The 15,938-nt window shown below is 61.3% G+C and carries 17 protein-coding genes; 8 read left to right on the forward strand and 9 right to left on the reverse strand.

The features are described from left to right. Nucleotides 1-202: 202 nt before the first annotated feature. From HV822_RS14505 to HV822_RS14530, 6 genes are read left to right on the forward strand one after another with little or no spacing between them, the layout of a single operon-like run. Nucleotides 203-2,995 (forward strand): monovalent cation/H+ antiporter subunit A, encoded by a 2,793-nt coding sequence (locus tag HV822_RS14505; RefSeq protein WP_238870863.1) that lies wholly within the window; start codon nt 203-205, stop codon nt 2,993-2,995. Next, nucleotides 2,995-3,321: a Na+/H+ antiporter subunit C gene (locus HV822_RS14510; RefSeq protein WP_238870864.1), complete on the forward strand. Its 327-nt coding sequence runs from the start codon at nt 2,995-2,997 to the stop codon at nt 3,319-3,321. The genes HV822_RS14505 and HV822_RS14510 overlap by 1 nt, the downstream gene beginning before the upstream one ends. Then, nucleotides 3,321-4,838 (forward strand): monovalent cation/H+ antiporter subunit D, encoded by a 1,518-nt coding sequence (locus HV822_RS14515; protein WP_238870865.1) that lies wholly within the window; start codon nt 3,321-3,323, stop codon nt 4,836-4,838. Before HV822_RS14510 ends, HV822_RS14515 begins: the two co-directional genes overlap by 1 nt. Further along, on the forward strand, nt 4,835-5,341 hold the full coding sequence (locus HV822_RS14520; protein WP_238870866.1) for a Na+/H+ antiporter subunit E: 507 nt from the start codon (nt 4,835-4,837) through the stop codon (nt 5,339-5,341). The genes HV822_RS14515 and HV822_RS14520 overlap by 4 nt, the downstream gene beginning before the upstream one ends. Next, the gene (locus HV822_RS14525; protein WP_238870867.1) at nt 5,326-5,595 is read left to right on the forward strand and encodes a K+/H+ antiporter subunit F; all 270 of its coding nucleotides are present in this window, start codon (nt 5,326-5,328) and stop codon (nt 5,593-5,595) included. The genes HV822_RS14520 and HV822_RS14525 overlap by 16 nt, the downstream gene beginning before the upstream one ends. Nucleotides 5,596-5,605: 10 nt before the next feature. Continuing rightward, nucleotides 5,606-5,944 (forward strand): Na+/H+ antiporter subunit G, encoded by a 339-nt coding sequence (locus HV822_RS14530; protein WP_238870868.1) that lies wholly within the window; start codon nt 5,606-5,608, stop codon nt 5,942-5,944. 28 nt (nt 5,945-5,972) lie between these two features. On the opposite strand, the gene HV822_RS14535 is transcribed toward HV822_RS14530, so the two are convergent. Both HV822_RS14535 and HV822_RS14540 read right to left on the reverse strand, forming a co-directional pair. Beyond that, on the reverse strand, nt 5,973-7,298 hold the full coding sequence (locus HV822_RS14535) for a Na+/H+ antiporter NhaC family protein (protein ID WP_238870869.1): 1,326 nt from the start codon (nt 7,296-7,298) through the stop codon (nt 5,973-5,975). Between the two features lie 106 nt (nt 7,299-7,404). Next, the gene (locus tag HV822_RS14540) at nt 7,405-7,842 is read right to left on the reverse strand and encodes an OmpA family protein (RefSeq protein WP_238870870.1); all 438 of its coding nucleotides are present in this window, start codon (nt 7,840-7,842) and stop codon (nt 7,405-7,407) included. 353 nt (nt 7,843-8,195) lie between these two features. Between HV822_RS14540 and HV822_RS14545 the strand changes: the two genes are divergently transcribed. Then, nucleotides 8,196-8,843, forward strand: a complete 648-nt coding sequence (locus HV822_RS14545) for a hypothetical protein (protein ID WP_238870871.1) — start codon at nt 8,196-8,198, stop codon at nt 8,841-8,843. Here the strand turns inward: HV822_RS14545 and HV822_RS14550 are convergent. The 5 genes from HV822_RS14550 to HV822_RS14570 form a co-directional block, all read right to left on the reverse strand. Beyond that, nucleotides 8,828-9,529 carry an ATP-binding cassette domain-containing protein gene (locus tag HV822_RS14550; RefSeq protein ID WP_238870872.1) on the reverse strand — a complete coding sequence of 234 codons (702 nt, stop codon included), beginning with the start codon at nt 9,527-9,529 and terminating at the stop codon, nt 8,828-8,830. The genes HV822_RS14545 and HV822_RS14550 overlap by 16 nt on opposite strands. A 12-nt stretch (nt 9,530-9,541) precedes the next feature. Further along, nucleotides 9,542-10,309 (reverse strand): high-affinity branched-chain amino acid ABC transporter ATP-binding protein LivG, encoded by a 768-nt coding sequence (gene livG, locus HV822_RS14555; protein ID WP_238870873.1) that lies wholly within the window; start codon nt 10,307-10,309, stop codon nt 9,542-9,544. Beyond that, on the reverse strand, nt 10,306-11,562 hold the full coding sequence (gene livM, locus HV822_RS14560; protein WP_275419433.1) for a high-affinity branched-chain amino acid ABC transporter permease LivM: 1,257 nt from the start codon (nt 11,560-11,562) through the stop codon (nt 10,306-10,308). Before livM ends, livG begins: the two co-directional genes overlap by 4 nt. Continuing rightward, nucleotides 11,562-12,488: a high-affinity branched-chain amino acid ABC transporter permease LivH gene (livH, locus tag HV822_RS14565; RefSeq protein WP_238870875.1), complete on the reverse strand. Its 927-nt coding sequence runs from the start codon at nt 12,486-12,488 to the stop codon at nt 11,562-11,564. The genes livM and livH overlap by 1 nt, the downstream gene beginning before the upstream one ends. A 105-nt stretch (nt 12,489-12,593) precedes the next feature. Continuing rightward, nucleotides 12,594-13,721: a branched-chain amino acid ABC transporter substrate-binding protein gene (locus HV822_RS14570; RefSeq protein WP_396264899.1), complete on the reverse strand. Its 1,128-nt coding sequence runs from the start codon at nt 13,719-13,721 to the stop codon at nt 12,594-12,596. Between the two features lie 316 nt (nt 13,722-14,037). Between HV822_RS14570 and HV822_RS14575 the strand changes: the two genes are divergently transcribed. Further along, on the forward strand, nt 14,038-14,340 hold the full coding sequence (locus HV822_RS14575; protein WP_238870876.1) for a DUF2288 domain-containing protein: 303 nt from the start codon (nt 14,038-14,040) through the stop codon (nt 14,338-14,340). On the opposite strand, the gene phnE is transcribed toward HV822_RS14575, so the two are convergent. Next, nucleotides 14,341-15,105 (reverse strand): phosphonate ABC transporter, permease protein PhnE, encoded by a 765-nt coding sequence (phnE, locus tag HV822_RS14580; protein WP_238870877.1) that lies wholly within the window; start codon nt 15,103-15,105, stop codon nt 14,341-14,343. Next, nucleotides 15,102-15,938, reverse strand: coding sequence for a PhnE/PtxC family ABC transporter permease (locus HV822_RS14585; RefSeq protein ID WP_238870878.1), 837 nt, complete (start codon nt 15,936-15,938; stop codon nt 15,102-15,104). Before HV822_RS14585 ends, phnE begins: the two co-directional genes overlap by 4 nt.

The raw sequence follows: 15,938 nt of genomic DNA on the forward strand, positions 1-15,938 counted from the left end.
CTTGCCAAGCGGCAGCGCGCATGGCCCGCGCTGTCCTGCAGGCCCGGTAGACTACGCATTTTGTAACGGATTCAGCGGCTTGCGTTGATCGGGGACAGGGCCTTGCCTCTATAATGGCCTGCGCTATTTACGCGCGGGCCATTGTTTTGGGAGTGGGCTTGCCTGTGATAGCCGCATTGGCCATTAACGGAGTAAGTCCCGCATGACCTTGGCGCTGATCGTCATTCTTCCGCTACTCGGCAGCTTGCTGCCGCTGCTGTTCAACAATCAGGGGCGTTCGCTGTGTGCTGCGATGACCATGGTCGCGCCGGTGATCGGGCTGGTGCTGCTATGGCAAGATGCCGGTGCAGTGTTCGCCGGACAGGCGGTTATCCAGTCCTGGCCCTGGTTGACGGACTTGGGGCTGAACATCAGCTTTCGTCTCGACGGTCTGAGCTTTCTCTTTGCACTGATGATTCAGGGCATTGGCCTGCTGGTCATTCTGTACGCCCGTTACTATCTCTCCAAACGCGACCCCATGGGTCGTTTTTTCTGCTATCTGCTGCTGTTCATGTCCGCCATGCTGGGCGTGGTGTTGTCCGAAAACCTGCTGCTGATGATGGTGTTCTGGGAGATGACCAGTCTGTCGTCCTTCCTGCTGATCGGCTACTGGTCGCACTCTACCGACGCACGCAAGGGCGCACGCATGGCGCTGGCCGTGACGGGCGCTGGTGGTCTGGCGCTGCTGGCCGGCGTTCTGTTGCTGGGGCAGGTGGTCGGCAGTTACGAGCTGACCGATGTGTTTGCCGCTGGCGAGCAGATTCGTCAGCACGCGCTCTATCCGGTGATTCTGGTGCTGGTGCTGCTGGGCGTTTTCACCAAGTCGGCGCAGTTTCCCTTCCATTTCTGGCTGCCCCATGCGATGGCGGCGCCAACCCCGGTCTCGGCCTATCTGCACTCGGCGACCATGGTCAAAGCCGGCGTGTTCTTGTTGGCACGGCTGTATCCGGCACTGGCAGAAACGGATCTGTGGTTCTATCTGGTCAGCAGTGCGGGCATGGCGACGCTGCTGGTGGGGGCCTGTACTGCGCTGTTTCAGCATGACCTCAAGGGGTTGCTGGCCTACTCAACGATCAGTCACCTGGGCCTGATTACCCTGCTGTTTGGCCTGGATACCCAGCTGGCGGCGGTAGCAGCGGTGTTCCATATCATTAACCATGCGACCTTCAAGGCTTCGCTGTTCATGGCTGCCGGCATCATCGACCATGAGACGGGTACCCGCGACATGCGGCGCATCAACGGCTTGCTGCGTTTTATGCCGCATACTGCGACGCTGGCGATGGTGGCGGCCTCAGCGATGGCAGGCGTGCCGTTGCTCAACGGCTTTCTCAGCAAGGAGATGTTCTTCACCGAGACGCTGGAGCAGCACATGCTCGGCAGTTTCAGCTGGCTGATTCCGCTAGGCGCAACGCTGGGCGGGGTGTTCTCGGTGGCGTACTCGCTGCGCTTTATCCACGATGTATTTTTCAACGGTAAGCCGGTCAACCTGCCCAAATACCCGCCTCATGAACCGCCACGCTATATGAAAGTACCGGTAGAAGTGTTGGTGGCCATGTGTCTGGCGGTTGGCCTGGCCCCCGGCTTTACGGTAGCAGGGTTGCTTGCCTCGGCGGCTTCGGCAACCGTTGGTGGAGATCTGCCCTATTACAGTTTGGCCATCTGGCATGGTTTCAACCTGCCGCTGCTGATGAGCGTCGTCGCCATGCTGGTCGGCATCGCGGTGTATTCTGCCCGCCGTCCGCTGTTTGCCTGGTATGCACGCCAGCGTGACATTGATGCCAAGCTGGTGTTTGAGCGGGCCGTGCAGGCGCTGGTCCGAGCCGCTGCGCGCTTGACCCTGCTGCTTGAAAATGCGTCGCTGCAGCGCTATCTCACTTGCCTGCTGCTCAGCGCGCTGGTGGTCAGCGGCTACTGGCTGTGGCGGCTGCCATCGCTGCAGGGCACGGTTGCCCTGACCCCGGTCGATGGCGTGACTCTGGCTGCGGCCCTGATCATGATGCTGGGCGCCTTGGCAACCGTCTATTGGCACCGGCTGCGTCTGGTGTCGCTGACCATGCTGAGCGTCGTTGGCCTGGTGGTATCCCTGAGTTTTGCCCGGTTTGCGGCGCCGGATCTGGCGTTGACGCAAATTTCGGTAGAGGTGGTAACCATCGTGCTGCTGATGCTGGCGTTGTTCTTCCTGCCGGCCCGCACACCGCGCGAGTCCTCGGCACTGCGACGGGGGCGTGACCTGCTGATTGCCGGCGCATGCGGCCTGCTGGTGGGCGCCCTGGCCTTTGGTATTTTGACGCGCCCCTACGACAGCATCTCTGACTTCTTCCTCGCCAACGCGGTTAGCGGCGGTGGGGGGCATAACGTGGTCAACGTGATTCTGGTCGACTTCCGTGGTTTTGATACCCTTGGCGAGGTGACGGTGTTGGCCATTGCCGCCATCGCCATCTATGCCTTGATCGACGGCCTGCGTTTGCGCGTACCAGGGGCTGACAGCCTCGGCAAGCCCTGGGCAAAGCGTGGTGATCTGCTGATGCTGGTGAACCTGTCGCACGTTTTGCTGCCGCTGGCTCTGGTGATTTCCTTCTATATCTTCCTGCGTGGCCACAACTTGCCCGGTGGTGGCTTTATTGCCGGTTTGATTACCTCGGTGGCGTTGATTCTGCAGTATGTTGCCAGCGGTGAGGCCTGGACTTCTGAGCGGTGGCCGGTGAACTACCACTGGCTGGCAGGTGCCGGGGTGCTGATTGCAGGGGCTACCGGCTTGGGTAGCTGGGCCCTTGGTTATCCCTTCCTGACCAGCGCGTTCGGTCACTTCTATATCCCGCTGGTGGGTGACATTGAGCTGGCAACCGCCATGCTGTTTGACCTGGGTGTTTATCTCACGGTGGTGGGTGCCACGCTGTTGATTCTGGCCAATCTGGGCAAACTGCCCCAGACGCGCGGAAGTGAAGGAGAGTTCTGATGGAGCTGCTGTATGCGGTGGCACTGGCGGTGCTGACCAGTTGCGGGGTGTATCTGATGCTGCGCGCGCGAACCTTTCCGGTCGTCGTCGGGCTGGCACTGTTGAGTTATGCGGTCAACCTGTTCCTGTTTGCCACCGGCCGAATTGGCGATGCAGCACCGGCGGTGCTGGGTAAGGCTGAGGTGTATGCCGACCCGCTACCCCAGGCACTGGTATTGACGGCTATCGTTATCGGCTTTGCCATGACCGCCTATGCGCTGGTGCTGGCGCTGCGCGCCCAGGGCGAACTGGATAGCGACCACGTTGACGGCAAGGGAGACCATTAATGAGTCACCTGCCAATTATGCCAGTGCTGGTGCCCATGTTTATCGGCGCACTGCTGCTGGTGCTGCGTGGTAGCCTGGATATGAAACGCGCGCTGGCGCTGCTGGCAACCCTGGTGCAGGTGCTGCTGGCCAGCCTGCTGCTGGTAGAGGCGAGCCAGGGCACCCAGGTCTATGCCTTGGGCAACTGGATGCCGCCGTTCGGCATCGTGCTGGTGGTTGATCGGCTCAGTGCCTTGCTGCTGCTGATTACCTCGGTACTTGCCAGCGGCGCGTTGTTGTATGCCATTCGCGGTGACGACGCTGCCGGCCGCAATTTCCACCCGTTGTTCCAGTTCCAGTTGATGGGGATTAACGGCGCCTTCCTGACCGGCGACCTGTTCAACCTGTTTGTCTTCTTCGAGATTCTGCTGATTGCCTCCTATGCCTTGCTGCTGCACGGCGCGGGCTCGGCGCGGGTGCGCTCCGGCCTGCATTACCTGCTGCTCAACCTGACCGGCTCGGCGCTGTTCCTGATTGCGGTGGGCACCTTGTACGGTGTGACCGGCACCTTGAATATGGCGGACATGGCGTTGCGAGTGCGTGAGCTGGGGGCCGACGATGCGCCCTTGGTGGGCGCTGCGGGCATGCTGCTGCTGGTGGTTTTTGGTTTGAAGACCGCTTTCTTCCCGCTGTATTTCTGGTTGCCGCGTGCCTACGCTGCGGCCAGCGCGCCAGTGGCCGCGCTGTTCGCGATCATGACCAAGGTCGGCTTGTATTCGATCTTGCGGGTTTACACGCTGATCTTCGGGCAAGACGCCGGCATGCTGGCCGATATGGCTGCCGCCTGGCTCTGGCCCCTGGCGTTGATCACCCTTGCGCTAGGCGCGATAGGTGCCCTGGCGGCCAGCACCTTGAACGCACTTAGCGCCTATCTGGTGGTGGTCTCGGTGGGCACGTTGCTGGCTGGGGTGGCGCTGGGTACCGAGCAAGCCCTGAGCGCCAGTCTGTTCTATCTGATGCATTCAACCTGGATCAGTGGCGCGCTGTTTTTGCTTACCGGGATAATTCAGCGCGTGCGCGGACCGCGCTTTGCGGCGCGACTGGTGGCCGGCCCGGCGCTGCCGCACCCGATGCTGCTGGGCGGGCTGTTTTTCCTGGCGGCGATGTCGATTGCAGGCATGCCACCGCTGTCGGGCTTTATTGGCAAGCTGACGCTGCTCAGAGCCGCCGGTAGCGGCATGAATGCCGCCTGGCTGTATCCAGTGGTGCTCGGCGGTGGTCTGCTGACGTTGATCGCGCTTAGCCGCGCTGGCAGCACCTTGTTTTGGCGGCGCGCCGATGTTGCGCTCACCGGCGAGCCGCTGGATGGCATGCGCTTGACCGCCGCCTTGCTGCTGTTGCTGTGCAGCCCGGCGCTGGTGGTCTTTGCGGCGCCCACCCTGGCGTATCTGAGCCTCACGGCCGCCCAGCTGTTGCAGCCGCAAGACTACATTGATGCTGTGATGTCTGTGGTACCGGTCACGGGAGAGGCGCCATGAAACGACCTGATCGCTGGTTTCCTCACCCCTGGTTGAGCTTGTCGCTGCTGATCGGCTGGTTGTTGCTGATGAACTCGGTATCGTTCGGCAATGTGTTGATGGGGGCGGTGCTGGGCTGTCTGATTCCCTGGTTGACCCACGTGTTCTGGCCAGCTTCGCCTTACCGGCTACGCGTGCTGCCGCTGCTGCTGTTTGTGGCGCGAGTGGTTACCGACATCGTGCTGGCTAATCTGCAAGTAGCGCGGTTAATCCTGGGGTCGCGCCGCGCTTTGCGTCCGGCCTTCGTCAATTACCCGCTGTCGCTGGAGCGTGATTTCTCCATCAGTGTGCTGGCTAGCACCATCTCCCTGACGCCCGGCACTGTGTCTGCCGATATCAGTGCAGACCGCAAGTGGCTGCTGATTCACGGCCTGGATGTGGGCGATGAAGCCGCGCTGATCGAGCAAATCCGCCGACGCTACGAAGAACCGATTCGGGAGATATTCGAATGCTCGACACCGTAGTGCTGATCTGTCTGGGCATCATCAGTCTGGCGATGCTGCTGACCTTTGTGCGGCTGGTGCGCGGACCGGATCTGCCGGACCGTATCCTTGCGCTGGATACGCTCTATATCAATGCCATCGCGCTGATCATGTTGCTGGGGTTATATCTGGACTCCAACCTGTTTTTCGAAGCCGCGCTGCTGATTGCCGTAATGGGCTTTGTCAGCACGGTTGCCATCGCCAAGCACTTGCTGCGCGGCAACATCATCGAATAGGAGATACCGCATGGGCGAAGCGAGCTGGGTGGAATGGCTGGTTGCGGCGCTGCTGCTGACCGGTAGCCTGTTTGCGCTGGTGGGAGCAATCGGCTTGTGCAAGTTGCCGGACTTTTTCATGCGTTTGCATGGGCCGACCAAGGCGACCACGCTGGGCGTTGGCTCGCTGGTGGTGGGGTCGATGGTGTATTTCAGTGTGCAGGGTGGGGCGCCGAGCCTGCATGAGCTGCTGATCACCTTCTTCCTGTTTATCACCGCCCCGGTCAGCGCCAACATGCTGGCCAAGGCCGCGATGCACGAAAAGTTGCGCCGCGAAGCACGCACCCGCGGCGAACCCTGGGATCAGTAAGGGCACAGCAGGCTGTGCCCGGGCGCGCTCAGGCCGTAGCTGGCTGCGCCTTGATCCGCGGAAAGCCAAACACAATGGCCAGTACAGCCATCAAACCCAGCAGCCAGCAGTAGTGCACCTGAGTGATCAGGGCCAGCGGTGACAGCGCGGCCAGCGAGCCAGCCAGCAGGATTTGCGCGCCGTAGGGTATCAGGCCCTGCACGACGCAGGAGAAGATATCCAGCAGGCTGGCACTGCGTCTTGGGTCGACCTCATAATGCTGCGCCAGGTCCTTGGCGACACTGCCACTGATGATGATAGCGACGGTGTTGTTAGCTACAAACAGGTTGGTCGCGGCCACCAAGCCGGCGATACCGGTCTCGCCACTGCGCCGCCCAGCGTTGCGTGCGGTCAGCGCCTGAATACGTTCACGCAGCCAGTCCAGCCCGCCTTCCTGCTTCATGATGGCCGACAGGCCGCCAATCAGCATCGACAGCACCATGATTTCCAGCATGCCGGCAAAGCCCTGGTAGATATCGTTGCCGTAGGTGGCCAGTGCGTACTCCGGTTGGATCAGCATGCCGGTCACGCCGGACAGGATGATGCCGGTCATCAGTACGATCATTACATCCAGGCCGCACAACGCCAGTACCAGGACCGCCAGATAAGGCAGCACCAACCAGGGGTTGAAGTCTGCGGCCACCGGTTCTGCGCTGGTGTCGCCCAGTACAAACAGCAGTACTAGCGTCAGCAGCATGGCCGGCAGGGCGATAGCCAGGTTGAGGCGGAACTTGTCGCGCATGCCCACGCCCTGGGTGCGGGTGGCGGCAATGGTGGTATCGGAGATGATCGACAGGTTGTCGCCTGCCATCGCTCCACCGATCACCGCTCCCATTGCCAGCGGTAGCGAGAGGCCGGTCACCTCGGCAAAGCCCATGGCAATCGGTACCAGCGCGCCGATGGTGCCCATGGAGGTACCCATGGCGGTAGAGATAAACACAGCAATAACGAAGAGTCCGGGCAGGATCAGGCTGGGCGGCAGGATACTCAACCCCATGTTGACGGTGGCATCAACGCCGCCAATGGCCTTGGTGACGCTGGAGAAGGCACCGGCCAGCAGAAACACCAGCGCCATGGTGATGATGTTGCGGTCACCGATGCCGGCAACAAAGGTTTGCAGGTTGTCACGATAGCTTGGTTTGGCCAGCAGCAGGCCAAGGATGATAGCCGGCAGAATCGCGACCGGCGCCTTGATTTGATAGAAGGCGAACTCGGTGCCAGCCAGGCTGTAGTAAATGCCGCTGCCAAGGAAGATCAGCAGAAACAGCAGCAGAGGCAACAGCGCAACTGCTCGAGGTTGAGTGGGTGCTTGCATGAAAAGGGTCTCTGTATAACGAACAATGCCGTCGTATCGACGGCAACGTGCAGTATTTTAGCAGAGACCTGCCGGCCGCCGAAGGCAGCCGGTCGGCATTGGAGTGCTAGGGCGCCAGGGCGATGTTGGAAGCAGGGTTGCGCGGGGTAATGTTGATGACCACGCGGCGGTTCCGCTCACGGCCTTCTGGGGTGCCGTTATCGGCACGGGGTGCACTTTCACCTTCGCTGCGAAGTTGCATGTTGTGACGGCTGACGCCACCCAGTTGCAATACGCTGGCGACGGCCTGAGCGCGCTCCATGCTGAGTTGCTGGTTGAGGCTGTCATCGCCATGGCTGTCGCTATGACCGGTGACTTCGATATTACTGTCAGTGGCACCGCGCAGCACCTTGGCTACGCGCGATAGCGGAACCAGACCGGAGGGCAGCAGCAGGGTGCGTTTGGGGTGGAAGTTGCCGTTGACCGGAATGGTCAGGCGGATCTCTTCACCGTTGTTTTCGATTTCATACTGCTCTTCCAGAGCGATAGCAGTCAGTTCGGCCATATGCAGCTGAGCCCAGGGAGTGGCCTCGGGAGTGGGCGGAGCAGCCGGGGCTGGTTTCGTGCTTGCGCAACCGGTGACGAACAGACAGCCTAGCAGGGACAAGGCAGAAATCAGTTTCATTATTGATTATCCATACATGCAACGGGAACAAAATGCCGCCTGGCTAGGGTCTGTTACCGATGTCTGCCGGAAAATGGCTCCGGCCCTTCAGGCTGCGCTTGTAAGCAGAGAAAAACAAAACGGCATCAGGCGCTAACCGCAAGCGCTTCACTGCGGCACAGAGTAGCATTGGCTTGTGCGTTTGTGACCTGCCGTATGTCATGATTTGTGCCGTATTTAAAGGAGTTCACAGATTGAAAGCTATTCGTTGGCGCGGGGCGCTGCTCGCGGTTCCATTGTTGTTGGGTGGTTGTAGCCTGTTTCAGGGATTTACGACGAATCAGGAGCAGCGCTTCAGCGGCTTGTTGGAACGCTCCGGGCAGGCGTTTGTGCTGCGCGAATGCGGCAGTCAGCAGGTGCTGGCGGTGCAGTCAACCGAGGCGTTGGATGCGCTTTGGCAGCAAACGGCGCAAACCGGCCAAACGGCGATTTTTATCGAGATGATGGCCCGTCAGGGGGAGGCGCTGTTGCCGGGAGAGGTCCTGCGCATGCAGTCCCACGGGCGCGGGTGTGCCGACCAGTCGGCAGCGGCTGCCCAGTGGGTTGCGCTGGGCTATCGGCCTGGCTGGCAGGCAACCCTGGATAACCAGGGGCTGACCCGCAGCGAGCCGGACCATCGCTTGCCAGCGGATTCGGTGATGGTGGAATACCTGCCTGACGGTTCGCTGAATGCGGCCTCGTTGCCGGCTCAGCGGGTGCAGCTGTGGCTTTACCCGCAGGCCTGTCAGGAGCCGGTCAGTGGCGACTATTTTCATATGCGCGCCACCCTGGTGGTGGATGGTGAGCAGCGCAGCGGCTGCGCCTATCGCGGCCGCCAGCCGACGGGTCAGCCGCCGAGGTAGGCCTTGCGCACCTCGGGGTTGGCCAGCAGGGCGTCGCCGCTGTCTTCCAGCACAATATGACCGTGCTCCATCACATAGCCACGATCAGCCAGCTTGAGTGCCTGGTTGGCGTTTTGCTCGACCAGGAACACGGTAACGCCTTGCTGGCGCAACTGCTCGATGATGTCGAAAATCTGCTGAATGATGATGGGTGCCAGCCCCAGTGACGGCTCGTCAAGCAGCAGCAAACGCGGCTTGCTCATCAGCGCGCGGCCGATGGCGAGCATCTGTTGCTCACCGCCAGACATGGTGCCGGCCCGCTGGGCAAACCGCTCCTTCAGGCGCGGAAACAGTGTCAGCACGGTATCCATCTGCACCTGCCGGGTTTCCTTGTCGCTGAAAAAACCGCCCATGCTGAGGTTCTCTTCCACTGTCAGGCGCGAGAACACGCGTCGGCCTTCAGGCACGATGGCGATATCCTTGCGCATGATCTGGGCGGTGGTCAGCCCGGTCAGCTCTTCGCCTTCATAGCGGATGCTGCCGGTGGTGGCCCGTGGGTCACCGCACAGGGTCATCAGCAGCGTGGTCTTGCCGGCGCCGTTGGCGCCGATCAGGGTGACAATTTCGCCGCGCTGGACCTCCAGGTTCACCTCGTGCAGGGCCTGAATCTTGCCGTAGTGGGTTGATACGTTCTTCATGTACAGCATGACAGGCAATCCTCAGGTTTCACCCAGATAGGCTTTGATGACGTCCGGGTTCTGCTTGATCTCATCCGGTGTGCCGGCGGCCAGCGGGCGGCCCTGGTTGATCACCACGATGCGGTCAGAAATGCTCATGACCAGCTTCATATCGTGTTCGATCAACAGCACGGTGATCTGGTGCTGGTCGCGCAATTCGCTGATCAGCTCCTTGAGGTCATCGGTTTCCCGCGGGTTGAGGCCGGCAGCCGGCTCATCCAGCATCAGCAGCTTGGGTTGGGTCACCATGCAGCGGGCAATCTCCAGCCTGCGCTGCTGACCGTAGGCCAGGGTGTTGGCGGGGCGGTTGGCAAAGGCGTGCAGGTCAACGCGGTCCAGCCAGTAGGCGGCGCGCTCCAGTGCTTCCTGTTCGCTGCGCCGGTAGCCTGGAGTCTTGAACAGGCCGGCCAGCAGATTGGTATTCATGTGCTGGTGCTGGGCAACCAGCAGGTTTTCCACCACGGTCATTTCCTTGAACAGGCGAACGTGTTGGAAGGTGCGGATCATGCCGCGCCGGGCCACCTTGAAGCCGGGCATACCCTGAATTTCGCGGCCGTCAAAGACAATCTTGCCGCCGCTCGGCTTGTAGAAGCCGGTCAGGCAGTTGAATACCGTGGTCTTGCCGGCGCCGTTGGGGCCGATCATGGAAACGATTTGCCCGGGCTCGACACTCAGGTGTACGCCGTCCACGGCCAGCAGGCCGCCAAAGCGCATGGTCAGGCCCGATACATCCAGAAGGGGGCGGCTCATGTACGTAACTCCAGGTGCGGGCGGCTCATCGGCAGCAGACCCTGCGGTCGCCAGATCATCATCAGCACCATCATCAGGCCGAACAGCAGCATGCGGTACTCATCAAACTCGCGGGCCATTTCCGGCAGGATGGTCATGATGATCGCGGCGAGGATTACCCCGACCTGCGAGCCCATGCCGCCCAGTACCACAATGGCGAGAATGATCGCCGATTCGATAAAGGTGAAGGATTCCGGGCTGATAAAGCCCTGGCGTGCGGCGAAGAAGCAGCCAGCAAAGCCGGCAAAGGTGGCGCCAATGGTGAAGGCGCTGAGTTTTACCGCGGTGGGGTTGATGCCCAGCGCACGGCAGGCGATCTCATCTTCGCGCAAGGCTTCCCAGGCGCGACCGATCGGCATGCGCAGCAGGCGGTTGATCACAAACAGGGTGATCAGTACCAGCAGCAGGGCTAGCAGATACAGGAAGATGATGCGGTGTTCTGAGCTGTAGCTGATGCCGACAAAGTCGTGAAAGCTCTGCATGCCTTCGCTGGCGCGGCGGCTGAATTCCAGCCCGAACAGGGTCGGCTTGGGGATGCCGCCGATGCCGTTGGGGCCATTGGTCAGCCAGGTCATGTTGTTGAGCAGGATGCGGATGATCTCGCCAAAGCCGAGGGTGACGATGGCCAGATAGTCGCCACGCAGGCGCAGTACTGGAAAGCCCAGCAGAAAGCCGAACAGCGCTGCCAGCAGGCCGGCAACCAGCAGGCCGGTCCAGAAGCCAACATCAAAGTACATGGCCATCAGTGCATAACCGTAGGCGCCGACGGCGTAGAAACCGACGTAGCCCAGATCCAGCAGGCCGGCCAGGCCAACCACAATGTTCAAACCCAGACCCAGCATCACGTAGATGAGTACCAGGGTGCCCAGGTCTGTGCCGCCACGATTGGACAGGAACGGCCAGAGGATCGCCGCGGCGATCATAAAACACCAGAACAGGCGACGCAGCGCTGGCTTGTGGCTTACCTCAACCAGCTTTTGCGGTGCCTTGGGCAGGCCCGGCAGACCTTTCCAGAGCACGCTGAGCTGATCGCGGAACAGGTTGAAGAAAAACAGAAAGGCAGCGGCTGCGCCGATCTTCCAGTAGACATCCGGGCCGGCGCCAACCAGTGTCAGCGTGGTGCCCTGCTGGTTCAGGCGAATGCCCAGCAGCAGACCGGCGAGGATAGCGACGACCACCGCAGAGATGATCGCCGGCTTGAGATTGGCGCGCATCATACTTTCTCCACCTCCGGACGGCCGAGGATGCCGCTGGGGCGGAACAGCAGGATCAGGATCAACAGAGCGAAGGCCACCACGTCTTTGTATTCGGTACTGAAATAGCCGGCGGTGATGGCCTCGGTCACGCCTAGCAGCAGGCCGCCGAGTACCGCGCCGGGGATGCTGCCAATGCCGCCGAGCACGGCAGCGGTGAAGGCCTTTAGTCCAGCCATAAAGCCGATGTACGGGTTAATCACGCCGTAGTACATGCCCAGCAGCACGCCCGCGATGGCGGCCAGAGCGGCGCCGATGACAAAGGTCAGGGCGATGATGCCGTTGGTGTTGATGCCCAGCAGGTTGGTCATCTTCAGGTCTTCGGCGCAGGCGCGGCAGGCGCGGCCCATGCGTGAGCGGGAGATGAACATTGTCAGGCCGAACATGGTGATCAGGGTGACCACAAAAATGATCATCTGCATGTAGGACAGGGTGGCGTGAAAGCCCTCCTGCGGACCGATGTCGATGCCACCGGAAATCATGGTGGGCATGGCGATGTCACGCGAGCCCTGGGCGATCCGCACCAGGTTCTGCAGGAAGATCGACATGCCGATGGCGGAGATCAGCGGGATCAGGCGGTTGCCGCCGCGCAGCGGGCGATAGGCAACACGCTCAATGCTGTAACCGTAGGCGCTGGTCACCATCATGCTGATGGCAAAGGCCGCAACGATCATCAGGGGCACCGATTCGATGCCGAACATCGCCAGTGCGGCAATGACGATAAAAGCGATGTAGCTGCCGATCATGTAGATCTCGCCATGGGCGAAATTGATCATGCCGATGATGCCGTACACCATGGTGTAACCGATGGCGATCAGGGCGTAGGTACTGCCCACGGTCAGGCCGTTGATCAGCTGCTGGATAAAGTAATAGAGGGACTCTGGCATGGCCATGACACCAATAATGCTGGAAGGGCTGAGCGGACGCATGCGGTCGCGCAGCAAATAAAAGGGCCTGCCAACGGGGGTTGGACAGGCCCTGAGCGGTCTTGCTTACTCGGTCATTGCGGTCTTGGTGGCGTCGGCGTGCCATTCATAGACGACAAAGTTGAAGTTTTTCAGATCGCCGTTCTCATCGAAGGCCAAAGTACCGGTGGGGGTCTCGAAGCTGTTGCTGCGCAGGGCTTCGGCGACGGCCTCGGTGTCGGTGCTGTCGGCCAGCTTGATGCCGTCGGCAATGACTTGCACGGCGGCGTAAGCCGGGAAAACGAAGGCGCCGGATGGGTCTTCGTTTTTGGCCTTGAAGGCCTCAACCAAGTGGGCGTTGGCCGGGTCCTGGTCAAATGCCTTGGGCAGGGTCACCAGCAGGCCTTCGGAGGCGTCACCGGCAATGGCGGAGATGTCGGTGTTACCCACACCCTCTGGCCCCATGAAGCCAACGTCCAGACCCTGCTCGGCGGCCTGGCGCAGGATTAGACCCAGCTCCGGGTGATAGCCGCCGTAGTAAACGAAATCAACGCCTTCCTGACGCAGCTTGGCGATCAGGGCCGAGAAGTCCTTGTCGCCGGCGGTAATACCTTCAAACACCGGTACATCGATGCCGGCCTGGGTCAGTACCTCACGCACGGCAGTGGCAATCCCTTCACCGTACTGCTGCTTGTCGTGGATGACCGCAACCTTGCTTGGTTTGACCTGCTGGGCAATATAGTTGCCGGCGGTGGGGCCTTGCAGGCTGTCCAGGCCGATGGTGCGGAAAATCATCTGGTAGCCACGCTCGGTGATTTCCGGGCTGGTGGACGCCGCGGTGATCATCAGAATGCCTTCTTCTTCATAGATGTCGGAAGCCGGCTGGGTGGAGCTGGAGCAGAGGTGACCAACGACAAAGCTGATCCCCTCGTTGACGATGCGGTTGGCGACGGCGACAGCCTGTTTCGGGTCGCAGGCGTCGTCAAATACCACGCCTTCGAGCTGAGCGCCGTTCACACCGCCGGCCTGGTTGATCTGCTCGATGGCCATCTTGGCGCCGATGAATTGCATGTCACCATATTGGGCAACCGGGCCGGTAACCGGGCCGGCCAGCGCGATCTTGATGGTGTCGGCAGCCAGCGCACAGCTGCTGGCGCCCGCCAGTGCGGCGGCGGCGATCATCCGGGAAAGTGCTTTCTTGTGTGCCATTTTCATGTCATCTGCTCGCTTGTGTTGTTATGCCGAAGTCGTATTGGCTCGTACTTTATTGGTTGTTAATACAAACGGTGCTTGGAACTGTACCGGCGCAGTTTAGCAACCGCTGAGCCAGCTGGGAAAGCCGGTCGTGCACAATCTGAAGCTATGTCCGTAAACTGCAATATTCTGTCTGTATGACGACATGTTCACGTTCACATTACCCTTTTCCGGCGATCTTGCGTTTGCGCAAAGGTGCCACAGCGGGGCTGGCTGTGGCGCTGATCCGGGCATCCCTTGTATGCTTCGGCCCGAACACAAGGGGAGTTTTAACGGCATGACAGTCTCGGACGAGGCCTACGCGGCCATTCTTGGTGCTACCGCTCAAATTGAATGGAGTGTGTTGGAGCCGCATTTCGCGCGTGGTGATTTGCTCGCGGTAGCGCCACAGCTGGATCTGGTGGCGGTAGCGGCGGCGATGATGGAAGACAACAGCGAGACCATCAAGGGCTGGATGGATGCCGGACAACTGCAGGTTGCCAGTGACAGCCAGGCCGCTGATTGGGCCGAGCGACAGCCCAATACCCTGTGGGCGGTGGTGATCCGTCCTTGGGTGCTGGTGCAGGAGCGGGCGGTCTAACTACCCCAGTCTGGCGCGAATCCAGCCGCTCAGCGCGTCGACCAGCAGCACCATCACCAGCATCGCAATGATCACGCTTGCCGCCTTCGACTGCTGGAACAGACTGAGGGTGACGTGCAGCATCTGACCGAGCCCGCCGGCGCCGACGAAGCCCAGCACCGCGGCCATGCGAATGTTGTTCTCCCAGCGGTACAGGCTGTAGGACAGCCATTGCGGCAGCACGCCGGGCAGGGTGCCATAGAGAAAGGCTGCAACACGCCCGGCGCCAGCGTCGCGCAGCGCCTGTGCTGGCGCGGATGGGGTGTTTTCCAGCGCCTCGGCAAACAGCCGGCCCAACACACCCGTGGTATGCAGCGCCAACGCCAGGGTGCCGGCAAAGGGGCCAAGGCCGGCAGCCAGCACCATTAGTGCGGCCCACACCAGTTCGGGCACGGAACGCAGGGCGTTGAGCAGCAGACGACAAAGCGCGCGGGCTGCGCCGCCCATACGGCCGGCCGCCAGCAGGCTGAGCAGAGCGCCGAAGATGGCAGCCAGCAGCGTGCCAATCGCGGAAATGGCTAGGGTTTCCAGCGCGCCGTGCCACAGCTTGGCCAGCCAGGCAGGGCTGGTGTTGGGTGGGAAGAACGCCGCCGCGTAGCTGTACATCTGGCTTCGACCGTCTGCTGTTAGCAAGGCGCTCAAATCAAGCTGTAGCCAGATGAACGAGGCCAGCACCGCTGCCAGCAGCAGGCCGAGGGTCAGCAGGTTGCCCAGCGTGCGTCTCATGCCAGCCTCCGACGCAGCAGCAGGCTTATCTGATCTGCCAGCAGCACAAGCAGCAAGAAGGTAATCAGGATACTCACCACCTCGCCGCCGGCAAACATGCGGATCGACAGGTCGATCATCTGCCCCAGGCCGCCTGCGCCGACAAAGCCCATGACCACCGAGGCCCGTACGGCACACTCCCAGCGGTACAGGGTATAGGACGTCAGCTCCTGGGCGGCATTGGGCAATAGCCCATAAAAGAACGCTGCCAGACGTGAGCTGCCGCCGAGCAGCAGGGCACGCGCTGGTGCCGGGTCGACCGATTCCAGAATTTCCGCGTAGACCTTGCCCAGCATGCCGCTGTAGGTGATGGCGATGGCCAGTACTCCGGCGGTTGGCCCCAGGCCCACAGCGCGCACGAACAGCAGTGCCCAGACAATCTCCGGGATGCTGCGCAGTACCATCAGCAACAGGCGCACGGGGTAGCGCAGCAGCCGACCGGCCAGTCCGGCACGACCGTTCAGCAGCTGTGAAATAGACAGCGCCCGGGTCGCCAGCAGCGCCGCCGGTATCGCCAGCAGCATTGCCAGGGTCATACCGGCGGTGGCCATGGCCAGGGTCTCCAGCGTGGCCTTGGCCAACAGGCGCAGAAAGTCAGGCTCGCGCTCTGGTGGCCAGAAACCTGCGAGAAAGCGCCCCATGGTGTCCAGGCTCTGGCTGTTGAACAGTATTTGCGGCCGGAACTCGGTCAGTTGCAGGCCGGGCCATAACAGCGCAATCAGCAGCAGGGTGATCAGCGCTCTGGGCAGGGCGGCTGGGTCGCGGGGGTGCCAGCGATGGGCCTGACGGATCAT

Source organism: Halopseudomonas maritima, assembly GCF_021545785.1.
Lineage (GTDB): Bacteria > Pseudomonadota > Gammaproteobacteria > Pseudomonadales > Pseudomonadaceae > Halopseudomonas > Halopseudomonas maritima.